Genomic DNA, 22,291 nt, shown 5'->3' with positions numbered 1-22,291 from the left:
GCATGCGGGGTGGCGGGCGGCCCCACGCGGCAGCAGCCGCGCGGGTCGCCGGGGGTCACTCGAAGCGGCCGGTGCGCGCCATCTCCATCAGGCGCGCGATGCGCTCCTCGGTGGCCGGGTGCGTCGAGAACAGGTTCTGCAGGCCGCCGCCGTGCAGCGGGTTCATGATCATCATCTGCGCGGTGGCCGGATGCGCCTCGGCCGCCTGGAACGGAATGCCCGCCGCATAGCGATGGATCTTGTCGAGCGCGGTGGCGAGCGACTGCGGATCGCCGGAAATCTGCGCGCCGCCGCGGTCGGCTTCGAACTCGCGAGCCCGCGAAATCGCCATCTGGATCAGCGCGCCTGCGATCGGGGCGAGCAGCGCGACCGCGATCCCCGCGATCGGGTTGGCCGGCCGGCCGTTCTCGTCGCGCCCGCCAAAGAACATCGCGAAGTTCGCGAGTGCCGAGATCGCGCCCGCCATCGTCGCGGTGATCGTCGAGATCAGGATGTCGCGGTGCTTCACGTGCGCGAGCTCGTGCGCCATCACGCCGCGCATCTCGCGCTCCGACAGCACGCGCAGGATACCCGTCGTCGCGGCGACCGCCGCATGCTCGGGGTTGCGGCCCGTCGCGAACGCGTTCGGCGCATCCTCGTTGATCAGGTAGACGCGCGGCATCGGCAGGTTCGCGCGCGTGGCCAGCTCGCGGACCATCCGGTAGAACTGCGGCGCCGTGTTCTCGTCGACCTCCTGCGCGTTGTACATGCGCAGCACCATCTTGTCCGAGAACCAGTACGAGAAGAAATTCATGCCGAGCGCGAACAGCAGCGCGATCGTCATGCCGCGCGAGCCGCCGATCATCCCGCCGATCACGATGAACAGGGCCGTGATCGCGGCCATCAGCATCGCCGTTTTGACCCAATTGAACATACCCACTCCTTATCCGTCAGGGGACCCGCCGCGCATCACAGGGCACGGCGGAAAATTGTAAGCGATTTGTTAGATAAGGTCTTGCCGGAAAAATTCAATCTCAGCGTTGCGAAGCTGCCAGACGAAGACCGAGGCCGACGAAAGCGCTGCCGACCGTGCGATCGAGCCACTTCCTGACGCCCGGCTTGCCGGAAAAGCGCTGCGTGACACTGCCCGCCACCCATGCAACCAGGCTCGTCCAGACCGTGCTCATCGCGACGAACACCGCGCCGAGGGTCAGGAACGCCCAGGCCTTGTGCGGACTGTCGGCCGACACGAACTGCGGGAAGAACGACACGAAGAACAGCACGACCTTCGGATTCAGCACGTTGGTCCAGAAACCCTGCATGAACAGCTGGCGCAGCGGCTTGGCGGCCGCGGCCTCCGCGGCTGTGGCGCCCGACGGCGCGGCGGCCTGCTTCGCGATGATCATCCGCACGCCGAGATAGATCAGGTACGCGGCGCCGACCAGCTTGATCACCGTGAACGCGGTGGCCGACGCGGCCAGCAGCGCGGTCAGGCCGAATGCGCAGGCGAGCGCGTGGACGCAGCAGCCGGCCGAAATGCCGAACGCCGACATCAGCCCCGCGCCGCGCCCCTGCGCGACGCTGCGGCCGACGATGTAGGCCGTATCGGGGCCGGGCGTGATGTTCAGCAGGAAAACCGCGAACACGAAGAAGCCGAAATGGGTGATGCCGAACATGAAAACCTCGAAACCGGGGAGCGCAGGGAAATTCTACGCGTGCCTGCCGCCCCGCGCGACTCGGCCGTCCGGCCAGTTGCGCCGGGCCGGCAGACCGGGTCGAATGGCGCTCAGGCCTGTCAGTCGACGTCGGGCAGCGCGAAACGCTGGCCGGCGGCGAGCGGCGAACCGGCGAGGAATTCGCGTACAGGCAGCCGTTTTCCGCCGGGCTTCTGCAGCTGGGTGACGCGCAGCGCGCCGCTGCCGCACGCGACCACCACGCCTTCCGGCGCGGCTTCGACGATCGTGCCGGGCGCCGCGGTGGCAATCGTGCCATGCGCCGCCACGGGCTCGGCCGCCCACAGCTTGATGGCCGCGCCGTCGAGCGTCGCGACGCCGCCCGGGAACGGGTCGAACGCACGCACCTGGCGCGCGAGTACGTCGGCAGGCTTGCGCCAGTCGAGCGCCGCTTCGTGCTTGCCGATCTTTTCGGCGTAGGTCACGCCGTCGGCCGGCTGCGGCGTCGCCGGCAGCGTCCCGTCGCGCTCGAGCCGCACGAGCGCGTCGACGATCAGCCGCGCGCCGGCGGCGGCGAGGCGGTCGTGCAGCGTCGCGGTCGTATCGTCGGGCGCGATCGCGATGCGCGCCTCCTCGATCATCGCGCCGGTGTCGAGGCCGACGTCCATCTGCATCAGCGTGACGCCCGTCTCGGCGTCGCCTGCTTCGATCGCACGATGGATCGGCGCCGCGCCGCGCCAGCGCGGCAGCAGCGATGCGTGAATGTTGATGCAGCCGGCGCGCGGGATATCGAGCACTTCCTGCGGCAGCAGCAGGCCGTACGCGGCCACCACCATCACGTCGTGCGGCGTCGTGCGCAGCAGTTCGATCGCGTCGGCCGCCTCCGCCGGGTACTTGCCCGCGCGGCGCAGCGACGGCGGCTGCGCGACGGCCATCCCGTGCTCGACGGCGTAGCGCTTCACGGCACTCGCCTGGAGCTTCATCCCGCGCCCGGCCGGGCGATCGGGCTGGGTGAGCACGAGCGGCACCGGGAAACCGGCCTCGTGGATCGCGGCCAGGGCGGCCGCGGCGAATTCCGGCGTGCCGGCAAAAATCACGCGCAACGTATGGGTCATGACAGCGTTCGGGGTCGGGCTGGGCGCACGCGCATCACATCGCGCGTTCGAGTTTCTTCATCTTCGTCTTGATGCGCGTCTGCTTGAGCGGCGACAGATATTCGACGAACACGCGCCCCATCAGGTGATCCATCTCGTGCTGGACGCACACGGCGAGCAGGCCTTCGCAGTCGAGCTCGAACGTCTCGCCCTGCTCGTTGAGCGCACGCACGCGCACGTGGTCGGGGCGTTCGACTTCGTCGTAGATGCCGGGCACCGACAGGCAGCCTTCTTCATAGGTCTGCTTCGCGTCGCTCGACCACACGATCTCCGGGTTGATGAACGCGCGCAGCTCGTTCTTTTCCTCGGAGACGTCGATCACGATCACGCGCTCGTGCACGTCGACCTGCGTGGCCGCCAGGCCGATGCCGGGCGCCGCGTACATGGTCTCGGCCATGTCGGCGACGAGCTTGCGGATCCGGTCGTCGACCTTGTCGACGGGCTTCGCGACCTTGTGCAGCCGCTTGTCGGGGTAATGAAGAATATTGAGCAATGCCATGGTGTTCGGTATTCGGTGGAGCGGCGTGCCGCATCGGCCATCCGGCCGGCTGGCGCCGCCGCCGGGATGCAATGAAGATGAGGCGGATGCGTGGCATATCAATGCCGCGGATCGCGCCTCCTGCAATCGGCCGCGTGCCTGCGCGCACGGCCCTGTCGAGTATTTCGGATGATGAAAATTTTATCATGGCGCCACGCGCTCCGCTGGCCGCCGCATTCGAGGGCCGCCTCATGTCCCCGCAAGCGCTGACGCCCGCCGCGCTGCGCGCCTGGCTGCAGCTCGCGCATGCGCCCGGTCTCTCGCCCGCCGGGCTGCAGGTGCTGCTCGCGGCTTTCGGCTCGCCGGAAGCGCTGCTGCGCGCGCCCGACGAGGCAATCGCCGCCGTGGCCAGCCCCGCCGCCGCGCAGGCCGTCCGCGCGAGCGAGCGCGACGATCTCGATACGCGCACCGACGCCGCGCTCGCGTGGCTCGACGGGCCGGGCAACGTGCTCGTCACACTGAGCGATCCGGCCTACCCGCCGCGGCTGCGCGATCTGCACGATCCGCCGCCGCTGCTATATGTAAAGGGGCAGCTCGACCTGCTGCACGCACGCGGCCTCGCGGTGGTCGGCAGCCGCCATGCGACGCCGCAGGGGCTCGCCGACGCCACGCATTTCGCCCACGTGTTGTCCGACGCGGGCCTCACGATCGTCTCGGGCCTCGCACTCGGCATCGACGGCGCCGCGCATCGTGGCGGGCTCGACGGCCGCTCGGGCACCGTCGCGGTGATCGCGACGGGCGCCGATCTCGTCTACCCGGCGCGACACCGCGCGCTCGCGCACGAGATCGCCGCACACGGCGCGATCGTGTCGGAATGGCCGCTCGGCACGCCGGCCCGCGCCGCGCATTTCCCGCAGCGCAACCGGCTGATCGCCGCGCTCGCGATCGGCGCGCTCGTCGTCGAGGCAGCCCCGCGCTCGGGGTCGCTGATCACCGCGCGGCTCGCGAACGAATTGGGGCGCGACGTGTTCGCGATGCCCGGTTCGATCCACGCCCCGCTCGCGCAGGGCTGCCACGCGCTGATCCGCGACGGCGCGAAGCTCACCGCGGCGCCGCTCGACGTGCTCGAGGAATACGGGCTGGGCGAACCGGCGGCGCGCGCAACGAGCGGCGCAATGCGAGCCGGTAATCAGGGCCCGAATGCCGACGAGATCCGCGAACCCGAAGCTGCCTGCATCGCGCAAGCGGGTCGCCCTGCCGCGACCACCGCGCCGGCCTCCATCGAAGCCGCGCCACCAGGCACCCCGTCGGAACAGGCGGTGCTCGCCGCGCTGGGATACGGCCCCGTGACGTACGAATGGCTGGCCGAGCACAGCGGCCTGTCCGACGACGTGCTGCATGGCGCGCTGCTCGCGCTGGAACTGGCTGGCCGCGTCGCGAGCGTCGCCGGCGGACGGTTCGCGCGGCTTGACGCCGCGCCCACCCCCTCTGCGCGGGGCGTGCTACATTCCCCGGCATAGGGGCGGCCCGACCGCCGACGCTACCCAAGGAATTCCATGCCCGCGCTGAATCTCGACACCGATGCAGATCGGATCGCCGAGCGCCTCGCCGATCCCGGCACGTTGCTGGTCGCCTGCCTGTGCGCCGAATGGTGCGGCACGTGCCGCGACTACCGGAGCGCCTTCGACCAGCTCGCCGATGCGCATCCGGACGCCTGCTTCGCCTGGATCGACATCGAAACCCATGCCGACCGCCTCGACGATCTCGACGTCGAGAATTTCCCGACCATCCTGATCGAGGATGTCCACACCGCCCGCTTCTTCGGCACGGTGCTGCCGCACGCGGCGATCGTCGAACGCATGCTGTCCGACCTGAGTGCGGTGCCCGGTGCGCCGCACGCACCGAAATTGCGCGACATCCTGAACGTCGAAGCCTGAATTCGCGGGCCCGCCCGGCGGTTTTGCGCAGGTTGGCGCGGCCCGCCGCGCCGGGCGCTTGCCGCCATTGCAGCCCCCCTCTATGATGAGCCGCTTTTTACACGCCGAGCCGCCGTCGCTGCGGCGTGTGCTATAAAGCGGTCGTAAAAGGGACCCACAACCGGCGAACCCGGTCTACCAACACACACCTGTCATGTCCAAAGCACTGATCATTGCGGAAAAGCCTTCTGTCGCGAACGACATCGCACGCGCTTTGGGCGGCTTTACCAAGCATGACGAGTATTACGAGAGCGACGATTTCGTCCTTTCGTCCGCTGTCGGCCACCTGCTGGAAATCGCCGCCCCGGAGGAGTACGAGGTCAAGCGCGGGAAATGGAGCTTCGCGCATCTGCCCGTCATTCCCCCGCATTTCGACCTGAACCCGATCGCAAAAAGCGAGTCGCGCCTCAAGGTGCTCACGAAGCTGATGAAGCGCAAGGACGTCGACCGCCTGATCAACGCATGTGACGCGGGGCGCGAGGGCGAGCTGATTTTCCGTCTGATCGCGCAGCACGCGAAGGCGAAGCAGCCGGTCCAGCGCCTGTGGCTGCAATCGATGACGCCGCAGGCGATTCGCGACGGTTTCGCGAACCTGCGCAGCGACACGGACATGCAGCCGCTCGCCGACGCCGCACGCTGCCGCTCGGAAGCCGACTGGCTCGTCGGGATCAACGGCACCCGCGCGATGACCGCGTTCAACAGCAAGGGCGGCGGCTTCTTCCTGACCACCGTCGGCCGGGTTCAGACGCCAACGTTGTCGATCGTCGTCGAACGTGAAGAGAAAATCCGCCGCTTCATCCCGCGCGACTACTGGGAAGTGAAGGCCGAATTCGCGTGCGCGAGCGGCTTCTACGAAGGGAAGTGGTACGACCCGAAATTCAAGCGCGACGAATTCGATCCGGAAAAGCGCGACTCCCGCCTGTGGAGCCTGCCGGCCGCCGAGACGATCGTCGCCGCCTGCCGCGACCAGATCGGCACGGTGTCCGAGGAATCGAAGCCGTCGACGCAACTGTCGCCGCTGCTGTTCGACCTGACGAGCCTGCAGCGCGAAGCGAACGGCCGTTTCGGCTTCTCCGCGAAGAACACGCTCGGTCTCGCGCAGGCGCTGTATGAAAAGCACAAGGTGCTGACGTACCCGCGTACCGACGCGCGCGCGCTGCCGGAAGACTACCTGTCGACCGTGCAATCCACGCTCGAGATGCTCAAGGAGAGCAACAACTACCTGCCGCACGCGAAGCAGGTGCTCGACAAGGGCTGGGTGAAGCCGAACAAGCGGATCTTCGACAACTCGAAGATCAGCGACCACTTTGCAATCATCCCGACGCTCCAGGCGCCGAAGGCGCTGTCCGAGCCCGAGCAGAAGCTGTACGACCTGGTCGTGAAGCGCTTCCTCGCCGTGTTCTTCCCGGCGGCCGAATTCCGCGTCACGACCCGGATCACCGAAGTCGCCGGCCATCACTTCAAGACCGAAGGCAAGGTGCTGGTCGAGCCGGGCTGGCTGCAGGTGTACGGCCGCGACGCCGAAGGCGCGGACGCGAACCTCGTGCCGGTGCAGAAGGACGAGAAGGTGAAGACCGACGAGATCGCCGCCGTCGCGCTCGTGACCAAGCCGCCCGCACGCTACTCGGAAGCGACGCTGCTGTCCGCGATGGAAGGCGCGGGCAAGCTGGTCGAGGACGACGAGCTGCGCGAGGCGATGGCCGCGAAGGGCCTCGGCACGCCGGCCACGCGTGCGGCGATCATCGAAGGCCTGCTTGGCGAAAAGTACCTGCTGCGCGAAGGTCGCGAACTGATCCCGACCGCGAAGGCATTCCAGCTGATGACGCTGCTGCGCGGCCTCGGCGTGAAGGAACTCACGGCGCCCGAGCTCACCGGCGAATGGGAATACAAGCTGTCGCAGATGGAGCGCGGCAATCTCGGCCGCGACGCGTTCATGCAGGAAATCGCCCGCATGACGCAGCAGATCGTCAAGCGCGCGAAGGAATACGATTCCGACACGATCCCCGGCGATTACGCGACGCTCCAGACACCGTGCCCGAATTGCGGCGGCCAGGTAAAGGAAAACTACCGCCGCTTCGCGTGCACGAAGTGCGACTTCTCGATCTCGAAGATCCCGGGCAGCCGGCAGTTCGAGATCCCGGAAGTCGAGGAACTGCTGCAGAAGAAGGAAATCGGGCCGCTGTCCGGGTTCCGCAGCAAGATGGGCCGCCCGTTCTCGGCGATCCTCAAGCTGTCCTTCGACGACGAGACGAAGAACTACAAGCTCGAGTTCGATTTCGGCCAGGACCAGGGCGGCGAGGAAGGCGAAGCGCCCGACTTCTCCGCGCAGGAGCCGGTCGGCGCGTGCCCGAAGTGCAAGGGCCGCGTGTTCGAGCACGGGATGAGCTACGTGTGCGAACACTCGGTGGCGAACCCGAAGACCTGCGACTTCCGCTCGGGCAAGGTGATCCTGCAGCAGGAAATCACGCGCGAGCAGATGGGCAAGCTGCTCGCCGACGGCCGCACGGATCTGCTGCCGAACTTCAAGTCGTCGCGTACCGGCCGCAACTTCAAGGCGTTCCTCGTGAAGCAGCCGGACGGCAAGATCGGTTTCGAGTTCGAGAAGAAGGAACCGAAAGCCGCCGCCGCGAAGAAGACGGCCAAATCGGCGACGAAGAATGCCGAAACCGTGACGGAAGGCGCCGAAGAGAAACCGGCACCGGCCCGCAAGACCGCCGCCCGCAAGACCACGGCGCGCAAGACGGGTTCGTGACGGCCCGGCCGCCGGGCGCCGCTTGCGGCGCGCCCGGCTCCGGCATGCAGCCATAAAAAAACGCGGATCGATCGATCCGCGTTTTTTCTTTGTGCCGGCTGTAGCGCTGCCGGCCCGGGCCGCTGCGCCGTTACAGCGGCGACGGCACCGCTGCGCGCGTGCGCGGCGAGCGCGCCAGACGCGGCTGCAGGTTCGGATCGGTCGATTCGGGCTGCTCGGCGCGCATCTCGACGCCGATCGGCGGCAGCGTCGCGCTCTGCGCGGCCCACTGTTCGCCCATCATCGCGTCGGTCGAGTGGCTGAAATGCTCGACGAGATGGTCGATGAACGTGCGCACCTTCGCCGGCAGATGGCGCCGGCTCGGATAGGCGATGTTGATCTCGACCTGTGGCAGCCGGAAATCCGGCAGCAGCCGCACGAGCGCGCCGCGCGCGATGTCGCTGCCGATCAGGTAGCTCGGCAGGATCGCGACGCCCATCCCGAGCAACGCGAACTGGCGCAGCATCGCGGTGTTGTTCGCGACGATCACGTTGGTCGGGCGCACGCGCACTTCGCCGTCCGGCCCCGTGAACACGCGCTCGTCGCCCCAGTATTCGGTCGGCAGGCTCAGCGCCGGATGCTCGGCGAGCTGTTCCGGATGCGTCGGCACGCCGTGCTTCTCCAGATAGCTCGGCGTCGCGCACACGGTCATGCAACCGGTGGTCAGGCGCCGCGTGACGATGCTCGCGCTACGCATCTGGCGCGTGACGACGATGCCGACGTCGAAACCTTCCTCGACCAGATCGACCTGCCGGTCGACCAGCGTGAGATCGGGCACCACCTTCGGGAAATTCTCCGTGTACGACTGCAGCACGGGGGCGAGGTTGTGCAGGCCGAACACCACCGGCGCGACGATGCGCAGCGTGCCGACCGGCTCGTGATTGCGTGCGACGACCATCTGCTCGACGTCCTCGAGCTCGTCGAGGATCTGGCGGGCACGCTCCAGATAGACCTGACCCGACTCCGTCAGGGAGAGGCTGCGCGTGGTGCGGTTAAGCAAACGCGTGCCGAGCCGGCCTTCCAGATCGGCGACGTGGCGCGTCGCGACCGCGTTGGAGATATCCATTGCGCTCGCGGCCCGCGCGAAACTGCCGAGATCTGCAACCTTGACGAACACGCGCATCGACTGCAAATGATCCATAAACGACTCCTGCCGCTGTTACAACTTCAAAAAGATGAAGCAAATGCGTAATTCTCCTACGACAGCGGAAATGATGCAGAGTTGCTCAACAAGGGGCCGGTTGACGATAAAAATAGTCAAAAATCCTCGGCTTCTGCGGATAGTTGATCCAATTATTCTGCTGAGAGCAACAATTGGGTGAACCTCGTCGAGTAAGTGGCTGAATCAGGAAGGACATATTTGATGCGACACAACAGCGCACCCCGCCGCACCGCGCGGGAGTAGCGCCAGGTGTGGCTGGCGCCGATTGCGGCGGAGCGTAACAACCTGTTAAAAAGACACCATGGAGGCGGCCGACGTAGCATCATGTCGGCCCCGGCCGGGCGGGACGGGTGCGCAAGGCGCGCCGCCGCCACGGCCCCGCTTTCAACGCGCGACACCCGTTCACCATGAAAATTGCCATCCTCGACGACTACCAGGACGCCGTCCGCAAGCTGAACTGCTTCGAGATGCTCGCCGGCCACGACGTAAAGGTCTTCAACAATACGGTGCGCGGCCTCGGACAGCTCGCCAGCCGTCTGGCGGAAGTCGAGGCGCTCGTGCTGATTCGTGAACGGACCCCGATTACGTCCCAGTTGCTCGCCAAGCTGCCGAACCTGCGCATGATCAGCCAGACCGGCCGCGTGTCGAGCCATATCGATCTCGACGCGTGTACCGACCGCGGCGTCGCGGTGCTCGAAGGCACCGGTTCGCCGGTCGCGCCGGCGGAGCTGACCTGGGCGCTCGTGATGGCCGCCCAGCGCCGCATTCCGCAATACGTCGCCAACCTGAAGCAGGGTGCGTGGCAGCAGTCGGGCCTGAAGACGTCGGCGCTGCCGCCGAACTTCGGCCTCGGCCAGGTGCTGCGCGGCCAGACGCTCGGCATCTGGGGCTATGGCAAGATCGGCCGGCTCGTCGCCGGCTACGGCAAGGCATTCGGGATGAACGTGCTGATCTGGGGCCGCGAGCATTCGCTCGAAGCCGCGCGCGCCGACGGCTACACGGCCGCCGAGAGCCGCGAAGCGCTGTTCGAGCAAAGCGACGTGCTGTCGCTGCACCTGCGCCTGCACGACGACACGCGCGGCATCGTGAAGCAGGAAGACCTGATGCGGATGAAGCCGACGTCGCTGCTCGTCAACACGAGCCGCGCCGAGCTGCTCGAGGAAAACGCGCTCGTCAACGCGCTGTCGCACAACCGGCCGGGCATGGTCGCGATCGACGTGTTCGAAAGCGAGCCGATCCTGCAGGGCTACAGCCTGCTGCGGATGGAAAACGTGATCTGCACGCCGCACATCGGCTACGTCGAGCGCGAAAGCTACGAGCTGTATTTCAGTGCCGCATTCCGCAACATTCTCGCGTTTGACGACGGCGACATGTCGAGCGTCGCCAACCCGGAAGCGCTCACGCCGATCCGCAAGCGCTGATCGCACGGGCTGCGCGCGTCGCGCGGCCCCCTTTCATTCCCGCTCGTCAGGCGGCCACGCGGCCGCCCATCATCGCGCCGACCCGCGTGAGGAAGTGCTCACCGTCGCGCCGCCCGAGATCGTACGCATGCCGCATCTGCGACGGGCTCGTGTAATCCCAGCTCGAAATCGGCACCTTGCTCGACGGCTGCACGTACAGCCGCCGCTGGTCGCCATGCGCGACCGTGAACATCTGCGGACGCGGATACAGTCGCGTGACCAGCACCAGCACGTCGCCCGGCGACGGATCGAGCGCATCGACCGGCACGTTGTCGACCATCCCGCCGTCGAGCACCGGCCGGCCGCCACGCCGCAGCACCGGCGTGAACGGCGGCGTGCAGGACGACTGCAGGATCAGGTCGGCGAGTTCGTCGACGTGCGTGCAGGCCTGCGCCCGCACGAATTCGGGGCGAAAACCGAGCGTGCGCCCGAGCGTCGGGTGCAGCGTCTTGCGCACGTACTTCTCGATGTTGTATGCGACGAGGCCGGCCGCGACCGCGCTGCGCGCGCCGAGCCAGCGCGGCACGTGCGACACGCCGATGCGGATCTCCGGCGCCGCGGCGAGCTGCGCGAACGGCTCGCCGTAGATGTCGAGCAGCGCCTGACGATAGATCCGGTAATGCGGAAACACCGGCTCGCGCCCGAACAGGTTGCCCCAGTAGGCATTCTTCCGGTTGTGGCGCAGCGCCTCTTCGTAATAGCGCATCACCCACGCGGCATCGCGCGTATACAGCATGCAGGCGGTGGCCGCGCCGGCCGAGATGCCGGTGATCACGCGCGGGCGCAGGGCGAGGGCCGGCTGGGCGACGTCCCAGAAGCCGGCCTGCCACCAGCAGCGATTGCCGCCGCCCGCAAAGACGATCTGGTCGAACATCGCGCCGCTCAGCTGACGAGCGCGTAGGTCGACGTCGCGTGGACGGCCATCTTGCCGTCCTCGTCGAACAGCTCGACTTCGCCGAACACGAGGTTGCGGCCCATTCGCAGCACGCGCGCGGTGACGAGCACGTCGCCCTTGCGCACGGGACGCATGAAGTTGGTGTTCAGCGACACCGTCGTCATCGGCCGGAATTCGCCGAGCGCGGCCGAGATCGCGACCACCATCGCGGTGTCGGCGGCCGCCGTGAACACCTGGCCGCAGATGATGCCGCCCGAATGACGGAACTCGCCGGAAAACGGCAGGCGCAGCGTGACGCTGTCATCGCCGATCGACACGGGGACCAGACCCAGCGAGCGGACCCACGGGGCCAGCAGGCGATCCAGCAATTCGCGGACTGCGTTTTCGTCCATCTTCGATGTCCAGAAAGCGTTGCGCGACCGCCGCGCAACACGTGTGGCGTCATCATACCGGGAGCGCGCGAACTGCGATCGCTCGTTACCGCGCCGACAGCCCTCGTTGTCTTGACGAAATATTTTCAGGAAATTTGCACAAAGGGCTTGCCATGCCCTGAAAACCCCGGCATAATCTTTCTTCTGTTGGGGGCGTTAGCTCAGTTGGTAGAGCAGCGGACTCTTAATCCGTAGGTCGAGTGTTCGAGTCACTCACGCCCCACCAGGAATTTCAAAGGCCGGTCAGCGAAAGCTGACCGGCCTTTTCCGTTTTGATCGCTGTCAATGAAATGTTGACCGCGTGCTCGCCGCCCCCTCATTCCGGCAATGCTGAGCACGACTTCATTCGAGTCAGCTTGCTTTGCGCTCTGAAACACCTCGCGCGTCGCCCGCCACGGCCTCTACAACGAAGCACATGCCGTTACGTGCTCTGACGCGCTAGCGTTCCACTACTTGCGAGGCGCAGGGAGGATACCGGCGATTTTCCGCATGCAAGCATACGCGCTGCTCTCTCGGAGTATCTATATTTCTGCAGGGCTCGAACCACAAACAGCAAAGCTGCTACGCGCTTCTCCCCAGAAGAATGGAACGGACACTTCAGTCGGCCCCCATCTAAGCAGGAAATGCCCGGCGCATGGCGCCCCCGATACAGAACATCCGAAGTGAGTTCCGCCGCCCGACCACATGATCGAAGCCTGAACGAAGGCAACCAGCACGAAGAAAACTACGTACAAAGCCATCGTTCGAATAGTTTTTAAAATCGAGTCATGATCGATTTTACCCCGCCCAAAATAGATCGGTTTATCGCGGCAATCGCCCCAGTAACCACCTACGTCTTCATGTGACACGCAGTCAGACGGACAAGTCGCAAGATTTCCTAGATTATAAGAATCAGACAACAATCCCAGCAGCCAGCATTTATTCGCAACGTTCCTCCGATAGCGGAGTCGATAATGCACGCGCCTGCTGCTCAGCTCCGCGTTGCACAGACGGGTATCACCAGCGCCGCGACAACAATATTTGCACGCCTCAGAATGGTATGAGCTTCGCCAACAAACGCAGGCGTTTTGACGAAACACCAACGGAACACTGCATCCTTGACAACACAACTGATTGGCTAGTTGACGCTGCTGAACCGCGGTACGTCTCATGGAACCCATAAAAACCTCCATCTAAAAATGATGGCTCCATGCTATAAATGCCGCATGCAGCACGCACGCCCAAAATCTCACTGAGCCTCAAGTAAAATTTGTCCAAGGTCTGCCAATGACAACGCAAAACCAAGATCGAATCGATGAAGAAGGCGCCCCTACGTCAGCCAAAGTCGGTCGCGAAAGTTGGCCCCCACACCCTGGGGCTGTGCTCAGAGAGCAAATCAACGGTATCGCTCTTGAAACCCTATGCGTGAATTTGGCCACATCCCCTGCCGCACTATCGTTACTGCTTGACGAAAAAATCCCCCTCACGGCTGGCATAGCCCTGAGATTGAGCAGAACACTCCCTGGCCGGAGCTTTCACGAATGGATGAAAATTCAGAATGACTATGATCTCCACACAGAAGAATTTAGATTGAAATACGTTGCTTCAGGACATCATTTTGATTTATCACACCTACTCCCCGCCGATCAAAAAAACAAACATGGAAAAGCAAAAATGGGGAAAGATTTTCGCCGATTCATAACCCATTACCTAACAAATCAGATAGAAGAAAGCGTCAATTCGCAGCGAAAACAAGTCGATCTATCACCGTGGAAAGATAGAGATTTCGAAAAGGCATTCTCGCTCGGAACTGGAAACGATGCCCATTCCGGGAGGCAGTGGCGTCGCCTAAAGAGCAAATCCGGAGGCAGCACGACTGAAGATAAAATTATGCAAATCAAGCGATTCGCAGAAAAAAGGGGCTGGCTACCATCCACGGAATTTAATATCACCGAAGACATGGTGAGAGAATTTCTGGAAATACAGAACCTCAATTTTCTAGATGTTAAAAAAAATGAAATCTGTCACTTAATAGAAATATTCTCTAGCACATTAAGAGAATGTGCTTTTCAGCGTCTTGTGCTTTGGGGGACTGATGTTTATAATTTGGACCCTGACGAGTCCGTCTTGGACGAGTACTCCTCGGAAGAGGAGATCCAGGAATTTATTCTCGAACAAATGAATAAAATCCAACGCAATCTGGAGTGGATGACAATTTCACTACGAAACATACGATAAGGATATTCGGCGCGAGAACCCACCCCGAGACCAAGGCCGGTCAGCGAAAGCTGACCGGCCTTTTCCGTTTTGGCGCGGCGCACTCGAGACGCGCACTCTTCGCGGCGGTACGCAACCGCACGCCTGCCGCCCATCGTTTCCGCTAGAATCGTCCGACAAATATCACACGACCGGCGCCAAGCATCGTCGTTTGCCCGCCGGCACTGAGAGAACATGGGACGTCAGACATGGAAGCATGTGAACGAGACGCGACCATTCAGAGGGCATGGTTGCGTCAATATCGGCCCGTCCGTCGCGATGGGCCGTTCACCGGGGCACCCCCGACGCCGCGCGACGCACGAACCGGATCGCGTCATGCCGGGTAAGGACGCGCTGATCGCACTGATGATCGGTGTCGTCCTGTTCGTGCTGGCCGGCGTACTCGCCGTCACGGCCGGCCGGGAACCCGGCCACCTGGTCCGCGCGCCGGGCACGGTCGTGCGGATCGTCCAGGACAGCGATGCGATGCGCGCGTACCGGCCGATCGTCGCCTACCTCGCGAACGACGGCCAGCGCCGCGAAGTCGCCGGCAATACCGCATCGACGGTCCCCGCATACGACATCGGCGAAAACGTCGACGTCCTGCTCGACCCCGATCATCCCGAGCGCCCCGCGCTGATCGACGATTTCACGCAACGCTGGTTTCCCGTGGCCGTGCCGGCGCTGCTCGCCGTCGCGTCGTTCGCGATCGGCGGGCTGCTGATCGCCAGCGAGCACCGCCGACGGCAATCGGACCCGGCACCACGCCGCGTCGCACGCAAGCCGGTACGGCGCCGCTGGGATGTCGCGATCGTGCTGATTCCGATCGCGATCGGCACGGGCTTCCTCGCCGGCGCCGGCGCGGCCGGCCTGCGTCAGTGGCAAATCGTCCACCACTATGCGCGTTCGACCGGCCACGTCGTCGAGATCGCGAAAAACGGGCGGTCGTCGCGGTCGCGCACGGCGCTGTATTCGGCCGTCGTCGCGTTCACGACCGACAGCGGGCGACTCATCACGTTCGCCCAGGGCTCGGCGTCGTCGCACCCCGGGCTGCACGAAGGCGACGCGGTCAACGTGCTGTACGACCCCGTCACGCCCGAGCGCGCGCTCGTCGACCGCTTCTGGGATCGCTGGGGCCTCACGGCCATCCTGTTCGCGATCGGTGCGCCATTCCTTGCAGCGGGGCTGTTCGTCGCCGCGACGTTATGGCCCGATCATCGGCCGCACGAAGCCGCTCAATAACGCAAGCGCGGCGCGGCAATCGTCGCGACGCGCGCATCACCGCTCCCTGAACGCCTCCACCTTCGCGCGATTCCCGCACGTGCGCATGTCGCACCACCGCCGCCCGACGCCGCGGCCGCGATCGACGAAGAACCACGTACACCGGCCGCACTGCCGCACGCGCGCGAAATCGTCGCTGCGCATCAGATGCTCGAAACCGAGCGCGGCCGCATCGATCCAACGCGACGCGGCCCGTGCATCGGGCCGCCATGCGAAGCGGCCGCCGACCGCGTCGAATGCGCTGCGCCCGATCGCGTCGCGGATCGCCACCGCGAGCCGCTCCGCCGCGCGCGCGCCCGCGCTACCGCCGCCTTCGGCCGTCAGATGCGCGATCGCGACGTACGCGTCGTCGCGAAAGCGGCGCAGCGCCGCCAGTTCATCCGGGCCGTCCTGGCGCGGATGACGCAGCAGCCGCGCCAGATCGTCGGGCGCCGGCAATCCCGCTTTCCCGGCCCACGCCCGCACGGCCGGCCAGTCGACGAGCTTCTCCTCGTCGCGCGTCTTGCCCGTGTCGGCCACCGTATTGAGGAAGTCGAGCGCCGGATGGCCGCCGATGAAATCGGCCGCACGCCATTCGTACCCCGGTCGCGCCGGGTCGGATCGAGTAACCATTTATTTTCACCTATCGGTTTCACATCCGGAGAATCCGGCGTAACCTGTTAACAACGAAAACAGGTTATCACGGAGAAGCCGATGCTCGAACTCCCGAACCGCTTCAATTTCGAAGGCCACCGGATTGCATGGGGCACGCTCGGCGAAGGCCCGCCGCTTGTCCTCGTGCACGGCACGCCGTTTTCGTCGCAGGTCTGGCGCCGGATCGCGCCGTGGCTCGCGCGACGCCATCGCGTGTATTTCTACGACCTGCTCGGCTACGGCGAGTCCGACATGCCGGATGCGGACGTGTCGCTGGGTCGCCAGAACGTGCTGTTCGGCGCGCTGCTGAATGAATGGAAACTGGCGCGGCCGCGCGTGCTCGCGCACGACTACGGCGGCGCAACCGTGCTGCGCGCGCACTTTCTCGACGGCATCGCGTATGCGGATCTCACGCTCGTGAACCCGGTCGCGATCGCGCCACAAGGCTCGCCGTTCGTGCGCCACGTCGCGCAGCACGAAGCCGCGTTCACCGGCTTGCCCGCGTATGCGCACCATGCGCTCGTGTCGGCGTATATCGGCCAGGCAGTCGCACGGCCGTTGAGCGACGACGTGTTGTCGATCTACCGCGAGCCGTGGCTCACGCCGGCCGGCCAGGCCGCGTTCTATCGCCAGATCGCGCAGATGCGCCAGCGCTACATCGAGGAAGCAGAGGCCCGCTACGCGCCGCCGGACTTTCCGGTGCGCATCGTGTGGGGCGAGGACGACGTGTGGATTCCGCTCGAACAAGGGCAGGCGCTCGCCGATCGCATCGCGGACAGCCAGTTGATCCGGGTCCCGCACGCGGGCCATCTGGTTCAGGAGGATGCGCCGGAAGCAATCGTCGCCGCCGTGCTCGACGGATACACGCTGGGCTGAGCATCACCCCAGCGCGTGTTACGTGCCGCGTCAGAACGCCGGCACGCCTTGCGCGAGCGTCGCGACGAACTTCGCGGTGCGCGGGTCGCGCGGCCGGCCGAACAGGTCACGCGAGGCGCCCGCTTCGACGATGCGGCCATCGGCGAGGAACACCGCATCGTGCGCGATCGATGCGGCCAGGCGCAGGTCGTGCGTGGCCATCAGCATCGTCGTGCCTTCGCGCGCGAGTTGGCGCAGCACCTCGACCACTTCGACGGACAGCTCCGGATCGAGCGCCGACGTCGGCTCGTCGCACAGCAGCACCTGCGGCGACGGCGCGAGCGCCCGCGCAATCGCCACGCGCTGCTGCTGTCCGCCCGACAGTGTGGCCGGCCATGCGTCGGCCTTGTCCGCGATGCCGACCTTGTCGAGCAGCGCGAGCGCACGCTCGCGGGCCCGCTCGCGCGGCCAGCGCTGCACGGTCACGAGCCCCTCCATCACGTTCTGCACGACGCTCAGGTGCGGAAACAACTGGAAGTTCTGGAACACCATGCCGGTCTGCTTGCGCACCGCGAACACCGCGTCGCGCGACGGCCGGCGCGCCGGCACGAAGTCGATGCGCGCATCGCCGACGACCAGCGCACCCGCCTCCGGCACTTCGAGCAGGTTCACGCAGCGCAGCAGCGTGCTCTTGCCGCTGCCGGACGGCCCGATCAGCGCGGTCACGCTGCCCGGCTGCAGCGCGAGGTCGATCCCGCTCAGCACGCGATGCGCGCCGAACGACTTGTCGATGCGTTCGAGGCGGATCATCGCAACTCCGCGTGGAACAGCGCGTGGCGGCCGAAGCGAAGCTCCAGCCGGCGTTGCAGCGACGAAAGCACCGAGCTGAACAGCAGGTAGATCAGCGCGGCTTCGGTATAGAGAATCAGCGGCTCGTAGGTCACGGCCGCGATGCGTTGCGCGGCCTGGAAGATCTCGGGCACCGTCAGCACGGCCGCGAGCGACGTGTCCTTCACGAGCGAAATGAATGAATTCGACAGCGCGGGCAGCGCGACGCGCGCGGCCTGCGGCAGGATCGCGCGGCGCAGCGCCTGCGCGCGCGTCATCGACATCGAGTACGCGGCCTCCCACTGCCCCTTCGGCATCGATTCGATCACGCCGCGAATCACCTCCGCGTTGTACGCGCCGACGTTCAGCGAAAAACCGATCACGGCGGCCGTCAGCGGATCGAGCACGATGCCGACGTTCGGCAATCCGTAGAAGATCACGAACAGTTGCACGAGCAGCGGCGAGCCGCGGAACAGCCAGATATAGAACCGCACGACGGCCTGCGCCCAGCGCGGCCCGAACAGCCGCGTGAGCGCCGTGCCGAACGCAAGCAATAAACCGATCGCGAACGACGCGAGCGTGAGCGGAACCGTGAACACGAGCCCTGCAACGAGCAGGGGCCGCAGCGATTCCGCCATCAGGTGCAGCCAGGCCGGCATCGTTCAGCCTCGCGTCACGGCTGCGACACGTCGCGGCCGAAGTACTTCTGCGAGATCTTCGCGTAGGTACCGTCCGCCTTGATGTCCGCGAGCGCCTTGTCGATCGCCGCCACCAGCGCGGGGCTGCCCTTGCGCAGCAGCACGCCGGACGCATCGCCCGCGCCGCTCGTGTCGGTCGCCGCGATCTTCAGTTTCGCGTCGGGCTTGTGCTTGCGGAAATCGAGGTACGACAGCGAGTCGTTGATCGTCGCATCGACGCGGCCGGACGTCAGCAGGTCGATCGATTCGTTGAAGCCCTGCACGGGCACCACGTCGGCGCCGTGCGCGGCCGCGAGCTTGCCGAAATTGCTGGTCAGCGTGTTCGCGGATTTCTTGCCCTTCAGGTCGTCGAACGAGAGGATCGTCGTGTTGTCCGCGCGCACGATCAGCACCGCGTGCGACGTGATGTACGGCGTCGAGAAATCGTATTTCGCCTTGCGCGCGTCGGTGATCGACACTTCATTGACGACCGCGTCGTAGCGGTTCACGTCGAGCCCCGCGATCAGCCCGTCCCATTTGCCTTCGACGAACTGCGGCTTCACGCCGAGGCGCTGCGCGATCGCGGTCGCGATGTCGACATCGAAGCCCGTCAGCTTGCCGGTTTCGTCGTGGTACGTGAACGGCGCGTAGGTGCCTTCGGTGCCGACGCGGAACACGCCGGCCGACTTGATCTGCGACAGGTCGTCGGCAGCCAGCGCACTGGTGGCCGCGACGGCCTGCAGCAGCGCGACGACCAGGAGGGAGCGGAGGAATTTCATGGTGCGGACCCCGAATGATTGGAGAGGATCATCCCGCCGGCACGCGGGCGCCGTTCGAGAGGTCCGCGAATTCTACCGATGCGTGGAGGGCCGGCAAAAACGCAAATCGGCTAACGATATGAGCCGATCGAATAACGCCCGCACCGGCCACGATGCCGGCGCGGGCGCCTTACACGTCGCTTACCACGGCAGCGAATACGTCTTGGTATTCGTGAAGCTCTTCATCGCTTCCTGCACGCCCTCCTTGTACCCGAGCCCCGAATCCTTCACGCCGCCGAACGGCGTCAGTTCGAGCCGATAGCCGGGCACCTCGCGCACGTTCACGCTGCCGACTTCCAGCTCGGTGATGAAGCGCGTGATGTGGTCGAAGCGGTTCGTGCATACCGACGACGACAGCGCGTAGTCGGTGCTGTTCGACATCCGGATCGCCTCGTCGATGTCGCGAAAACGCATGATCGGCGACACCGGCCCGAAGGTTTCATGCTTGACCAGCGGCATGTCGGGGGTCACGCGATCGACCACCGTCGGCGAATACAGCGCGCCGGCGCGCACGTTGCCGACCAGCAGCCGCGCCCCGCGCGCGATCGCGTCGTTCACCTGCTGCTCGCAGAATTTCGCGGCCGCTTCGTCGATCACGGTGCCCATGTCGACCGACGGATCGGACGGATTGCCGTACGACCAGGCGCGCGTCTTCTCGACGACGAGTTCCGTGAAGCGATCGGCCACCGCCTCGTGCACGAGCATCCGCTTGATCGCCGTGCAGCGCTGCCCGGAATTCCTGTACGAGCCCGACACCGCGAGCGTGCTCGCTTCGTCGAGATCGGCGTCTTCCATCACGATGATCGGATCGTTGCCGCCGAGTTCGAGCACCGCGCGGCGATAGCCCATCCGCGCGGCGATCGACTTGCCGATCGACACGCCGCCGGTGAACGTGATCATGTCGATCGCCGGGTTCGTGATCAGCTCGTCGGCGATCTCCTTCGGGTCGCCGGTGATCACCTGCAGCATCTGCGGCGGCAGGCCGGCTTCGTACAGGATGTCCGCGAAGCGATAACACGACAGCGGCACCTTCTCCGACGGCTTCACGACGATCCGGTTGTTGGTCGCGACCGACGGCACGATCTTGTGCGCGACCTGGTTCATCGGATGGTTGAACGGCGTGATCGCCGAAATCACGCCGAGCAGCGGATCGCGCTGCGTGTACACACGGCGCTTCTTGCCGTGCGGCGTCAGGTCGCACGAGAAGATCTGCCCGTCGTCCTTCAGCACTTCGCCGGCGCCGAAGGTCAGCACGTCGGCCACGCGGCCGGCTTCGTACGTCGAATCCTTGAGGCACAACCCGGCCTCGGCCGTGATCAGCGCCGCGATCTCGGCGGTGCGCGCCCGCACGATGTCGGCCGCGCGGCGCAGGATCGCCGCGCGATCGTGGCGCGTGAGCGTCGGCCGGTACGCACGCGCGACCGCGAAGGCGCGGCGCACGTCGTCGAGCGTCGCCTTCGGCACGGTGCCGACCAGCGTGCCGTCGTACGGGTTGCGTACTTCGATCACCGCGTCGCGGTAGATCTTTTCACCGTCGATTCGCAGTGCTTCACGATGAGGCGTGCGGACATCCGTCGATGCTGCAATGGCGTTCATGAGTGTCTCCTGGCGGATGCGGCCGCGTCACTGCAGATGGTTGAGCACGATGTCGATGATGTCGAAGTTGCGCAGCCGCGCGCGGCCGGTGACGTCGGTCGCGACCGGCTTGCTGAAGATCAGCGGCACGATCTGCTCGGAGATCCCGCCGTGCGAGCGCAGCGGCACGTCGAGGCCCGACAGGTCGTGCTTGATGCGGCGCGTGCCGAGCACGACGTCCTGCTTCGAGATCACGATCAGGTCGCCCATCCGCGCGGGCGGCAGCTCGAAGCGCGCGCAGCCTTCGGCGCCCGTCAGCACGACCTCGATGCCGTCGACCGCCGCGAGCCGCGCGCGCAGCGCGTCGGTGTCGGCGTCGCCCGGCACGTAGACGGTCGCGAACGAACCGAGCGCGCCGTGGTGCACGACGTACGGGTCGGTGATCGGCAGGATCACACGCGCCGCATCGTGGCCGAGCCATTCGTCGAACAGCTCCTGCAGGTAGATCACGTTCGGCTCGCCGGTCGCGTCGTCGTGCTTCGCGTTCATCCCGTGATCGGCGGTGATCGCGACGATCGCGCCGAGTTCGTCGAGCCGCTTCAGGTACTTATCCATCATCGCGTAGAACGCGTTCGCGCCGGGCGTGCCGGGCGCGCACTTGTGCTGCACGTAGTCGGTGGTCGACAGATACATCAGGTCGATCGGGCGCGTCTCGAGCAGGCGCACGCCGGCCGCGAACACGAATTCCGACAGGTCCGCGCTGTACACGCTCGGCACCGGCTTGCCGACCAGCTCGAGCACGTGGTCGATGCCGTTTTCCTCGACGCTCGCTTCATCGGCCTTTTCCGACGAGAAGCAGATGCCCTTGAGCCCCTTGCCGAGCAGGCGGCGCAGCTTGTCCTTCGCGGTGACGACCGCGACGCGCGCGCCCTGCTCGGCGAAGGTCGCGAGCACGGTGGGCGCGACGAGGTACTTCGGATCGTTCATCAGCACCTCGGCGCCGGTGTCGCGATCGTAGAAGTAGTTGCCGCTTATCCCGTGGATCGCCGGCGGCACGCCGGTCACAATCGACAGGTTGTTCGGATTCGTGAAGCTCGGCACCACGCACTCGCCCTTGAGCGCCGTGCCGGGCTTCAGCAGCGTGCGCAGGAACGGCGCGACGCCGGCCTCGGCGGCTTCCTCCAGATATTCGTATGCGCAGCCATCGACGCAGACGACCACCACGGGCCGGCTCATCCAGTTGTAGCGGCGGCCGTTCACTTCCACGGATACAGGCGTTTCAGTCATGACGTTCATTCCTTTCAGGTCGAAGGGTGTGAGCCGTCGGCGCCCGCGCCGCGCCGAACAGAGGTGTTTTCCATGCTTGACATTAAAATTGATGATTTGTAGA

20 protein-coding genes and 1 tRNA gene are annotated in these 22,291 nt (G+C 65.6%); 8 read left to right on the top strand and 13 right to left on the bottom strand.

Features of this window, described 5'->3' with window-relative positions:
• Window positions 1–55: 55 nt before the first annotated feature.
• The 4 genes from htpX to def all read right to left on the bottom strand — a co-directional run bounded on the left by htpX (window position 56) and on the right by def (window position 3,305).
• A complete protein-coding gene (htpX, locus tag BLS50_RS08830; RefSeq protein WP_011546484.1) occupies window positions 56–913 on the bottom strand; it encodes a zinc metalloprotease HtpX in 858 nt (285 codons plus the stop codon).
• Window positions 914–1,013: 100 nt separating this feature from the next.
• Window positions 1,014–1,655, bottom strand: a complete 642-nt coding sequence (locus BLS50_RS08825) for a LysE family translocator (protein ID WP_074801992.1) — start codon at window positions 1,653–1,655, stop codon at window positions 1,014–1,016.
• A 119-nt stretch (window positions 1,656–1,774) separates the two neighbouring features.
• Window positions 1,775–2,767 (bottom strand): methionyl-tRNA formyltransferase, encoded by a 993-nt coding sequence (gene fmt / locus BLS50_RS08820; RefSeq protein WP_074801989.1) that lies wholly within the window; start codon window positions 2,765–2,767, stop codon window positions 1,775–1,777.
• Window positions 2,768–2,801: 34 nt separating this feature from the next.
• Window positions 2,802–3,305 (bottom strand): peptide deformylase, encoded by a 504-nt coding sequence (gene def / locus BLS50_RS08815; protein ID WP_006485794.1) that lies wholly within the window; start codon window positions 3,303–3,305, stop codon window positions 2,802–2,804.
• Between the two features lie 185 nt (window positions 3,306–3,490).
• Between def and dprA the strand changes: the two genes are divergently transcribed.
• The 3 genes from dprA to BLS50_RS08800 all read left to right on the top strand — a co-directional run bounded on the left by dprA (window position 3,491) and on the right by BLS50_RS08800 (window position 8,012).
• Complete coding sequence (gene dprA, locus BLS50_RS08810; RefSeq protein ID WP_176934186.1) at window positions 3,491–4,804, top strand: DNA-processing protein DprA; 1,314 nt, start codon at window positions 3,491–3,493, stop codon at window positions 4,802–4,804.
• 36 nt (window positions 4,805–4,840) lie between these two features.
• Window positions 4,841–5,221 carry a thioredoxin family protein gene (locus BLS50_RS08805; RefSeq protein ID WP_027809102.1) on the top strand — a complete coding sequence of 127 codons (381 nt, stop codon included), beginning with the start codon at window positions 4,841–4,843 and terminating at the stop codon, window positions 5,219–5,221.
• A 193-nt stretch (window positions 5,222–5,414) separates the two neighbouring features.
• A complete protein-coding gene (locus tag BLS50_RS08800) occupies window positions 5,415–8,012 on the top strand; it encodes a DNA topoisomerase III (protein ID WP_074801983.1) in 2,598 nt (865 codons plus the stop codon).
• A 130-nt stretch (window positions 8,013–8,142) separates the two neighbouring features.
• Here BLS50_RS08800 and BLS50_RS08795 read toward each other — a convergent pair whose 3' ends face one another.
• Window positions 8,143–9,192 carry a LysR family transcriptional regulator gene (locus BLS50_RS08795; RefSeq protein ID WP_011546489.1) on the bottom strand — a complete coding sequence of 350 codons (1,050 nt, stop codon included), beginning with the start codon at window positions 9,190–9,192 and terminating at the stop codon, window positions 8,143–8,145.
• Window positions 9,193–9,620: 428 nt separating this feature from the next.
• Here BLS50_RS08795 and BLS50_RS08790 point away from each other — a divergent pair, with 428 nt between their 5' ends.
• On the top strand, window positions 9,621–10,634 hold the full coding sequence (locus BLS50_RS08790) for a D-2-hydroxyacid dehydrogenase family protein (RefSeq protein ID WP_011546490.1): 1,014 nt from the start codon (window positions 9,621–9,623) through the stop codon (window positions 10,632–10,634).
• A 46-nt stretch (window positions 10,635–10,680) separates the two neighbouring features.
• Here the strand turns inward: BLS50_RS08790 and BLS50_RS08785 are convergent, their stop codons facing one another.
• Window positions 10,681–11,547 (bottom strand): patatin-like phospholipase family protein, encoded by an 867-nt coding sequence (locus BLS50_RS08785; RefSeq protein WP_074801980.1) that lies wholly within the window; start codon window positions 11,545–11,547, stop codon window positions 10,681–10,683.
• Between the two features lie 8 nt (window positions 11,548–11,555).
• Complete coding sequence (locus tag BLS50_RS08780) at window positions 11,556–11,960, bottom strand: PaaI family thioesterase (RefSeq protein ID WP_006477449.1); 405 nt, start codon at window positions 11,958–11,960, stop codon at window positions 11,556–11,558.
• A gap of 189 nt (window positions 11,961–12,149) precedes the next feature.
• Here BLS50_RS08780 and BLS50_RS08775 point away from each other — a divergent pair.
• The 3 genes from BLS50_RS08775 to BLS50_RS08770 all read left to right on the top strand — a co-directional run bounded on the left by BLS50_RS08775 (window position 12,150) and on the right by BLS50_RS08770 (window position 15,476).
• Window positions 12,150–12,225 (top strand) — tRNA-Lys (locus tag BLS50_RS08775).
• A gap of 1,040 nt (window positions 12,226–13,265) precedes the next feature.
• Window positions 13,266–14,216 carry a helix-turn-helix transcriptional regulator gene (locus BLS50_RS35245; RefSeq protein WP_143028331.1) on the top strand — a complete coding sequence of 317 codons (951 nt, stop codon included), beginning with the start codon at window positions 13,266–13,268 and terminating at the stop codon, window positions 14,214–14,216.
• 213 nt (window positions 14,217–14,429) lie between these two features.
• Window positions 14,430–15,476: a DUF3592 domain-containing protein gene (locus tag BLS50_RS08770; RefSeq protein ID WP_074801975.1), complete on the top strand. Its 1,047-nt coding sequence runs from the start codon at window positions 14,430–14,432 to the stop codon at window positions 15,474–15,476.
• Window positions 15,477–15,512: 36 nt separating this feature from the next.
• Here the strand turns inward: BLS50_RS08770 and BLS50_RS08765 are convergent, their stop codons facing one another.
• Window positions 15,513–16,127 (bottom strand): CGNR zinc finger domain-containing protein, encoded by a 615-nt coding sequence (locus BLS50_RS08765; protein ID WP_074801972.1) that lies wholly within the window; start codon window positions 16,125–16,127, stop codon window positions 15,513–15,515.
• Between the two features lie 81 nt (window positions 16,128–16,208).
• On the opposite strand from BLS50_RS08765, the gene BLS50_RS08760 reads away from it, so the two are divergent.
• Complete coding sequence (locus tag BLS50_RS08760; RefSeq protein ID WP_074801969.1) at window positions 16,209–17,024, top strand: alpha/beta fold hydrolase; 816 nt, start codon at window positions 16,209–16,211, stop codon at window positions 17,022–17,024.
• A gap of 30 nt (window positions 17,025–17,054) precedes the next feature.
• Here BLS50_RS08760 and BLS50_RS08755 read toward each other — a convergent pair whose 3' ends face one another.
• The 5 genes from BLS50_RS08755 to phnA all read right to left on the bottom strand — a co-directional run bounded on the left by BLS50_RS08755 (window position 17,055) and on the right by phnA (window position 22,188).
• Window positions 17,055–17,813, bottom strand: a complete 759-nt coding sequence (locus tag BLS50_RS08755; RefSeq protein WP_006485792.1) for an amino acid ABC transporter ATP-binding protein — start codon at window positions 17,811–17,813, stop codon at window positions 17,055–17,057.
• Window positions 17,810–18,490, bottom strand: a complete 681-nt coding sequence (locus tag BLS50_RS08750) for an amino acid ABC transporter permease (RefSeq protein ID WP_012329442.1) — start codon at window positions 18,488–18,490, stop codon at window positions 17,810–17,812. The genes BLS50_RS08755 and BLS50_RS08750 overlap by 4 nt, the downstream gene beginning before the upstream one ends.
• Before the next feature lie 14 nt (window positions 18,491–18,504).
• Complete coding sequence (locus tag BLS50_RS08745; RefSeq protein WP_074801966.1) at window positions 18,505–19,287, bottom strand: amino acid ABC transporter substrate-binding protein; 783 nt, start codon at window positions 19,285–19,287, stop codon at window positions 18,505–18,507.
• A 180-nt stretch (window positions 19,288–19,467) separates the two neighbouring features.
• Window positions 19,468–20,922, bottom strand: a complete 1,455-nt coding sequence (gene phnY, locus BLS50_RS08740; protein WP_074801964.1) for a phosphonoacetaldehyde dehydrogenase — start codon at window positions 20,920–20,922, stop codon at window positions 19,468–19,470.
• Between the two features lie 27 nt (window positions 20,923–20,949).
• A complete protein-coding gene (gene phnA, locus BLS50_RS08735) occupies window positions 20,950–22,188 on the bottom strand; it encodes a phosphonoacetate hydrolase (RefSeq protein WP_074802781.1) in 1,239 nt (412 codons plus the stop codon).
• Window positions 22,189–22,291 lie beyond the last annotated feature (103 nt).

Origin of the sequence: Burkholderia orbicola (assembly GCF_900100915.1) — a bacterium.
GTDB classification, from domain to species: Bacteria; Pseudomonadota; Gammaproteobacteria; order Burkholderiales; family Burkholderiaceae; genus Burkholderia; species Burkholderia orbicola.
Note: the sequence above shows the minus strand (reverse complement) of the source record. Positions and strands in the feature narration are given on the sequence as shown.

Coding starts and splice junctions, on each gene's coding strand:
- BLS50_RS08780 (WP_006477449.1), bottom strand. CDS start 11,960: ATGGACGAAAACGCAGTCCGCGAATTGCTGGATCGCCTGCTGGCCCCG.
- BLS50_RS08755 (WP_006485792.1), bottom strand. CDS start 17,813: ATGATCCGCCTCGAACGCATCGACAAGTCGTTCGGCGCGCATCGCGTG.
- BLS50_RS08825 (WP_074801992.1), bottom strand. CDS start 1,655: ATGTTCGGCATCACCCATTTCGGCTTCTTCGTGTTCGCGGTTTTCCTG.
- BLS50_RS08795 (WP_011546489.1), bottom strand. CDS start 9,192: ATGGATCATTTGCAGTCGATGCGCGTGTTCGTCAAGGTTGCAGATCTC.
- htpX (WP_011546484.1), bottom strand. CDS start 913: ATGTTCAATTGGGTCAAAACGGCGATGCTGATGGCCGCGATCACGGCC.
- def (WP_006485794.1), bottom strand. CDS start 3,305: ATGGCATTGCTCAATATTCTTCATTACCCCGACAAGCGGCTGCACAAG.
- BLS50_RS35245 (WP_143028331.1), top strand. CDS start 13,266: ATGACAACGCAAAACCAAGATCGAATCGATGAAGAAGGCGCCCCTACG.
- phnA (WP_074802781.1), bottom strand. CDS start 22,188: ATGACTGAAACGCCTGTATCCGTGGAAGTGAACGGCCGCCGCTACAAC.
- dprA (WP_176934186.1), top strand. CDS start 3,491: ATGGCGCCACGCGCTCCGCTGGCCGCCGCATTCGAGGGCCGCCTCATG.
- phnY (WP_074801964.1), bottom strand. CDS start 20,922: ATGAACGCCATTGCAGCATCGACGGATGTCCGCACGCCTCATCGTGAA.
- BLS50_RS08800 (WP_074801983.1), top strand. CDS start 5,415: ATGTCCAAAGCACTGATCATTGCGGAAAAGCCTTCTGTCGCGAACGAC.
- BLS50_RS08760 (WP_074801969.1), top strand. CDS start 16,209: ATGCTCGAACTCCCGAACCGCTTCAATTTCGAAGGCCACCGGATTGCA.
- BLS50_RS08805 (WP_027809102.1), top strand. CDS start 4,841: ATGCCCGCGCTGAATCTCGACACCGATGCAGATCGGATCGCCGAGCGC.
- fmt (WP_074801989.1), bottom strand. CDS start 2,767: ATGACCCATACGTTGCGCGTGATTTTTGCCGGCACGCCGGAATTCGCC.
- BLS50_RS08770 (WP_074801975.1), top strand. CDS start 14,430: ATGGGACGTCAGACATGGAAGCATGTGAACGAGACGCGACCATTCAGA.
- BLS50_RS08750 (WP_012329442.1), bottom strand. CDS start 18,490: ATGCCGGCCTGGCTGCACCTGATGGCGGAATCGCTGCGGCCCCTGCTC.
- BLS50_RS08765 (WP_074801972.1), bottom strand. CDS start 16,127: ATGGTTACTCGATCCGACCCGGCGCGACCGGGGTACGAATGGCGTGCG.
- BLS50_RS08785 (WP_074801980.1), bottom strand. CDS start 11,547: ATGTTCGACCAGATCGTCTTTGCGGGCGGCGGCAATCGCTGCTGGTGG.
- BLS50_RS08745 (WP_074801966.1), bottom strand. CDS start 19,287: ATGAAATTCCTCCGCTCCCTCCTGGTCGTCGCGCTGCTGCAGGCCGTC.
- BLS50_RS08790 (WP_011546490.1), top strand. CDS start 9,621: ATGAAAATTGCCATCCTCGACGACTACCAGGACGCCGTCCGCAAGCTG.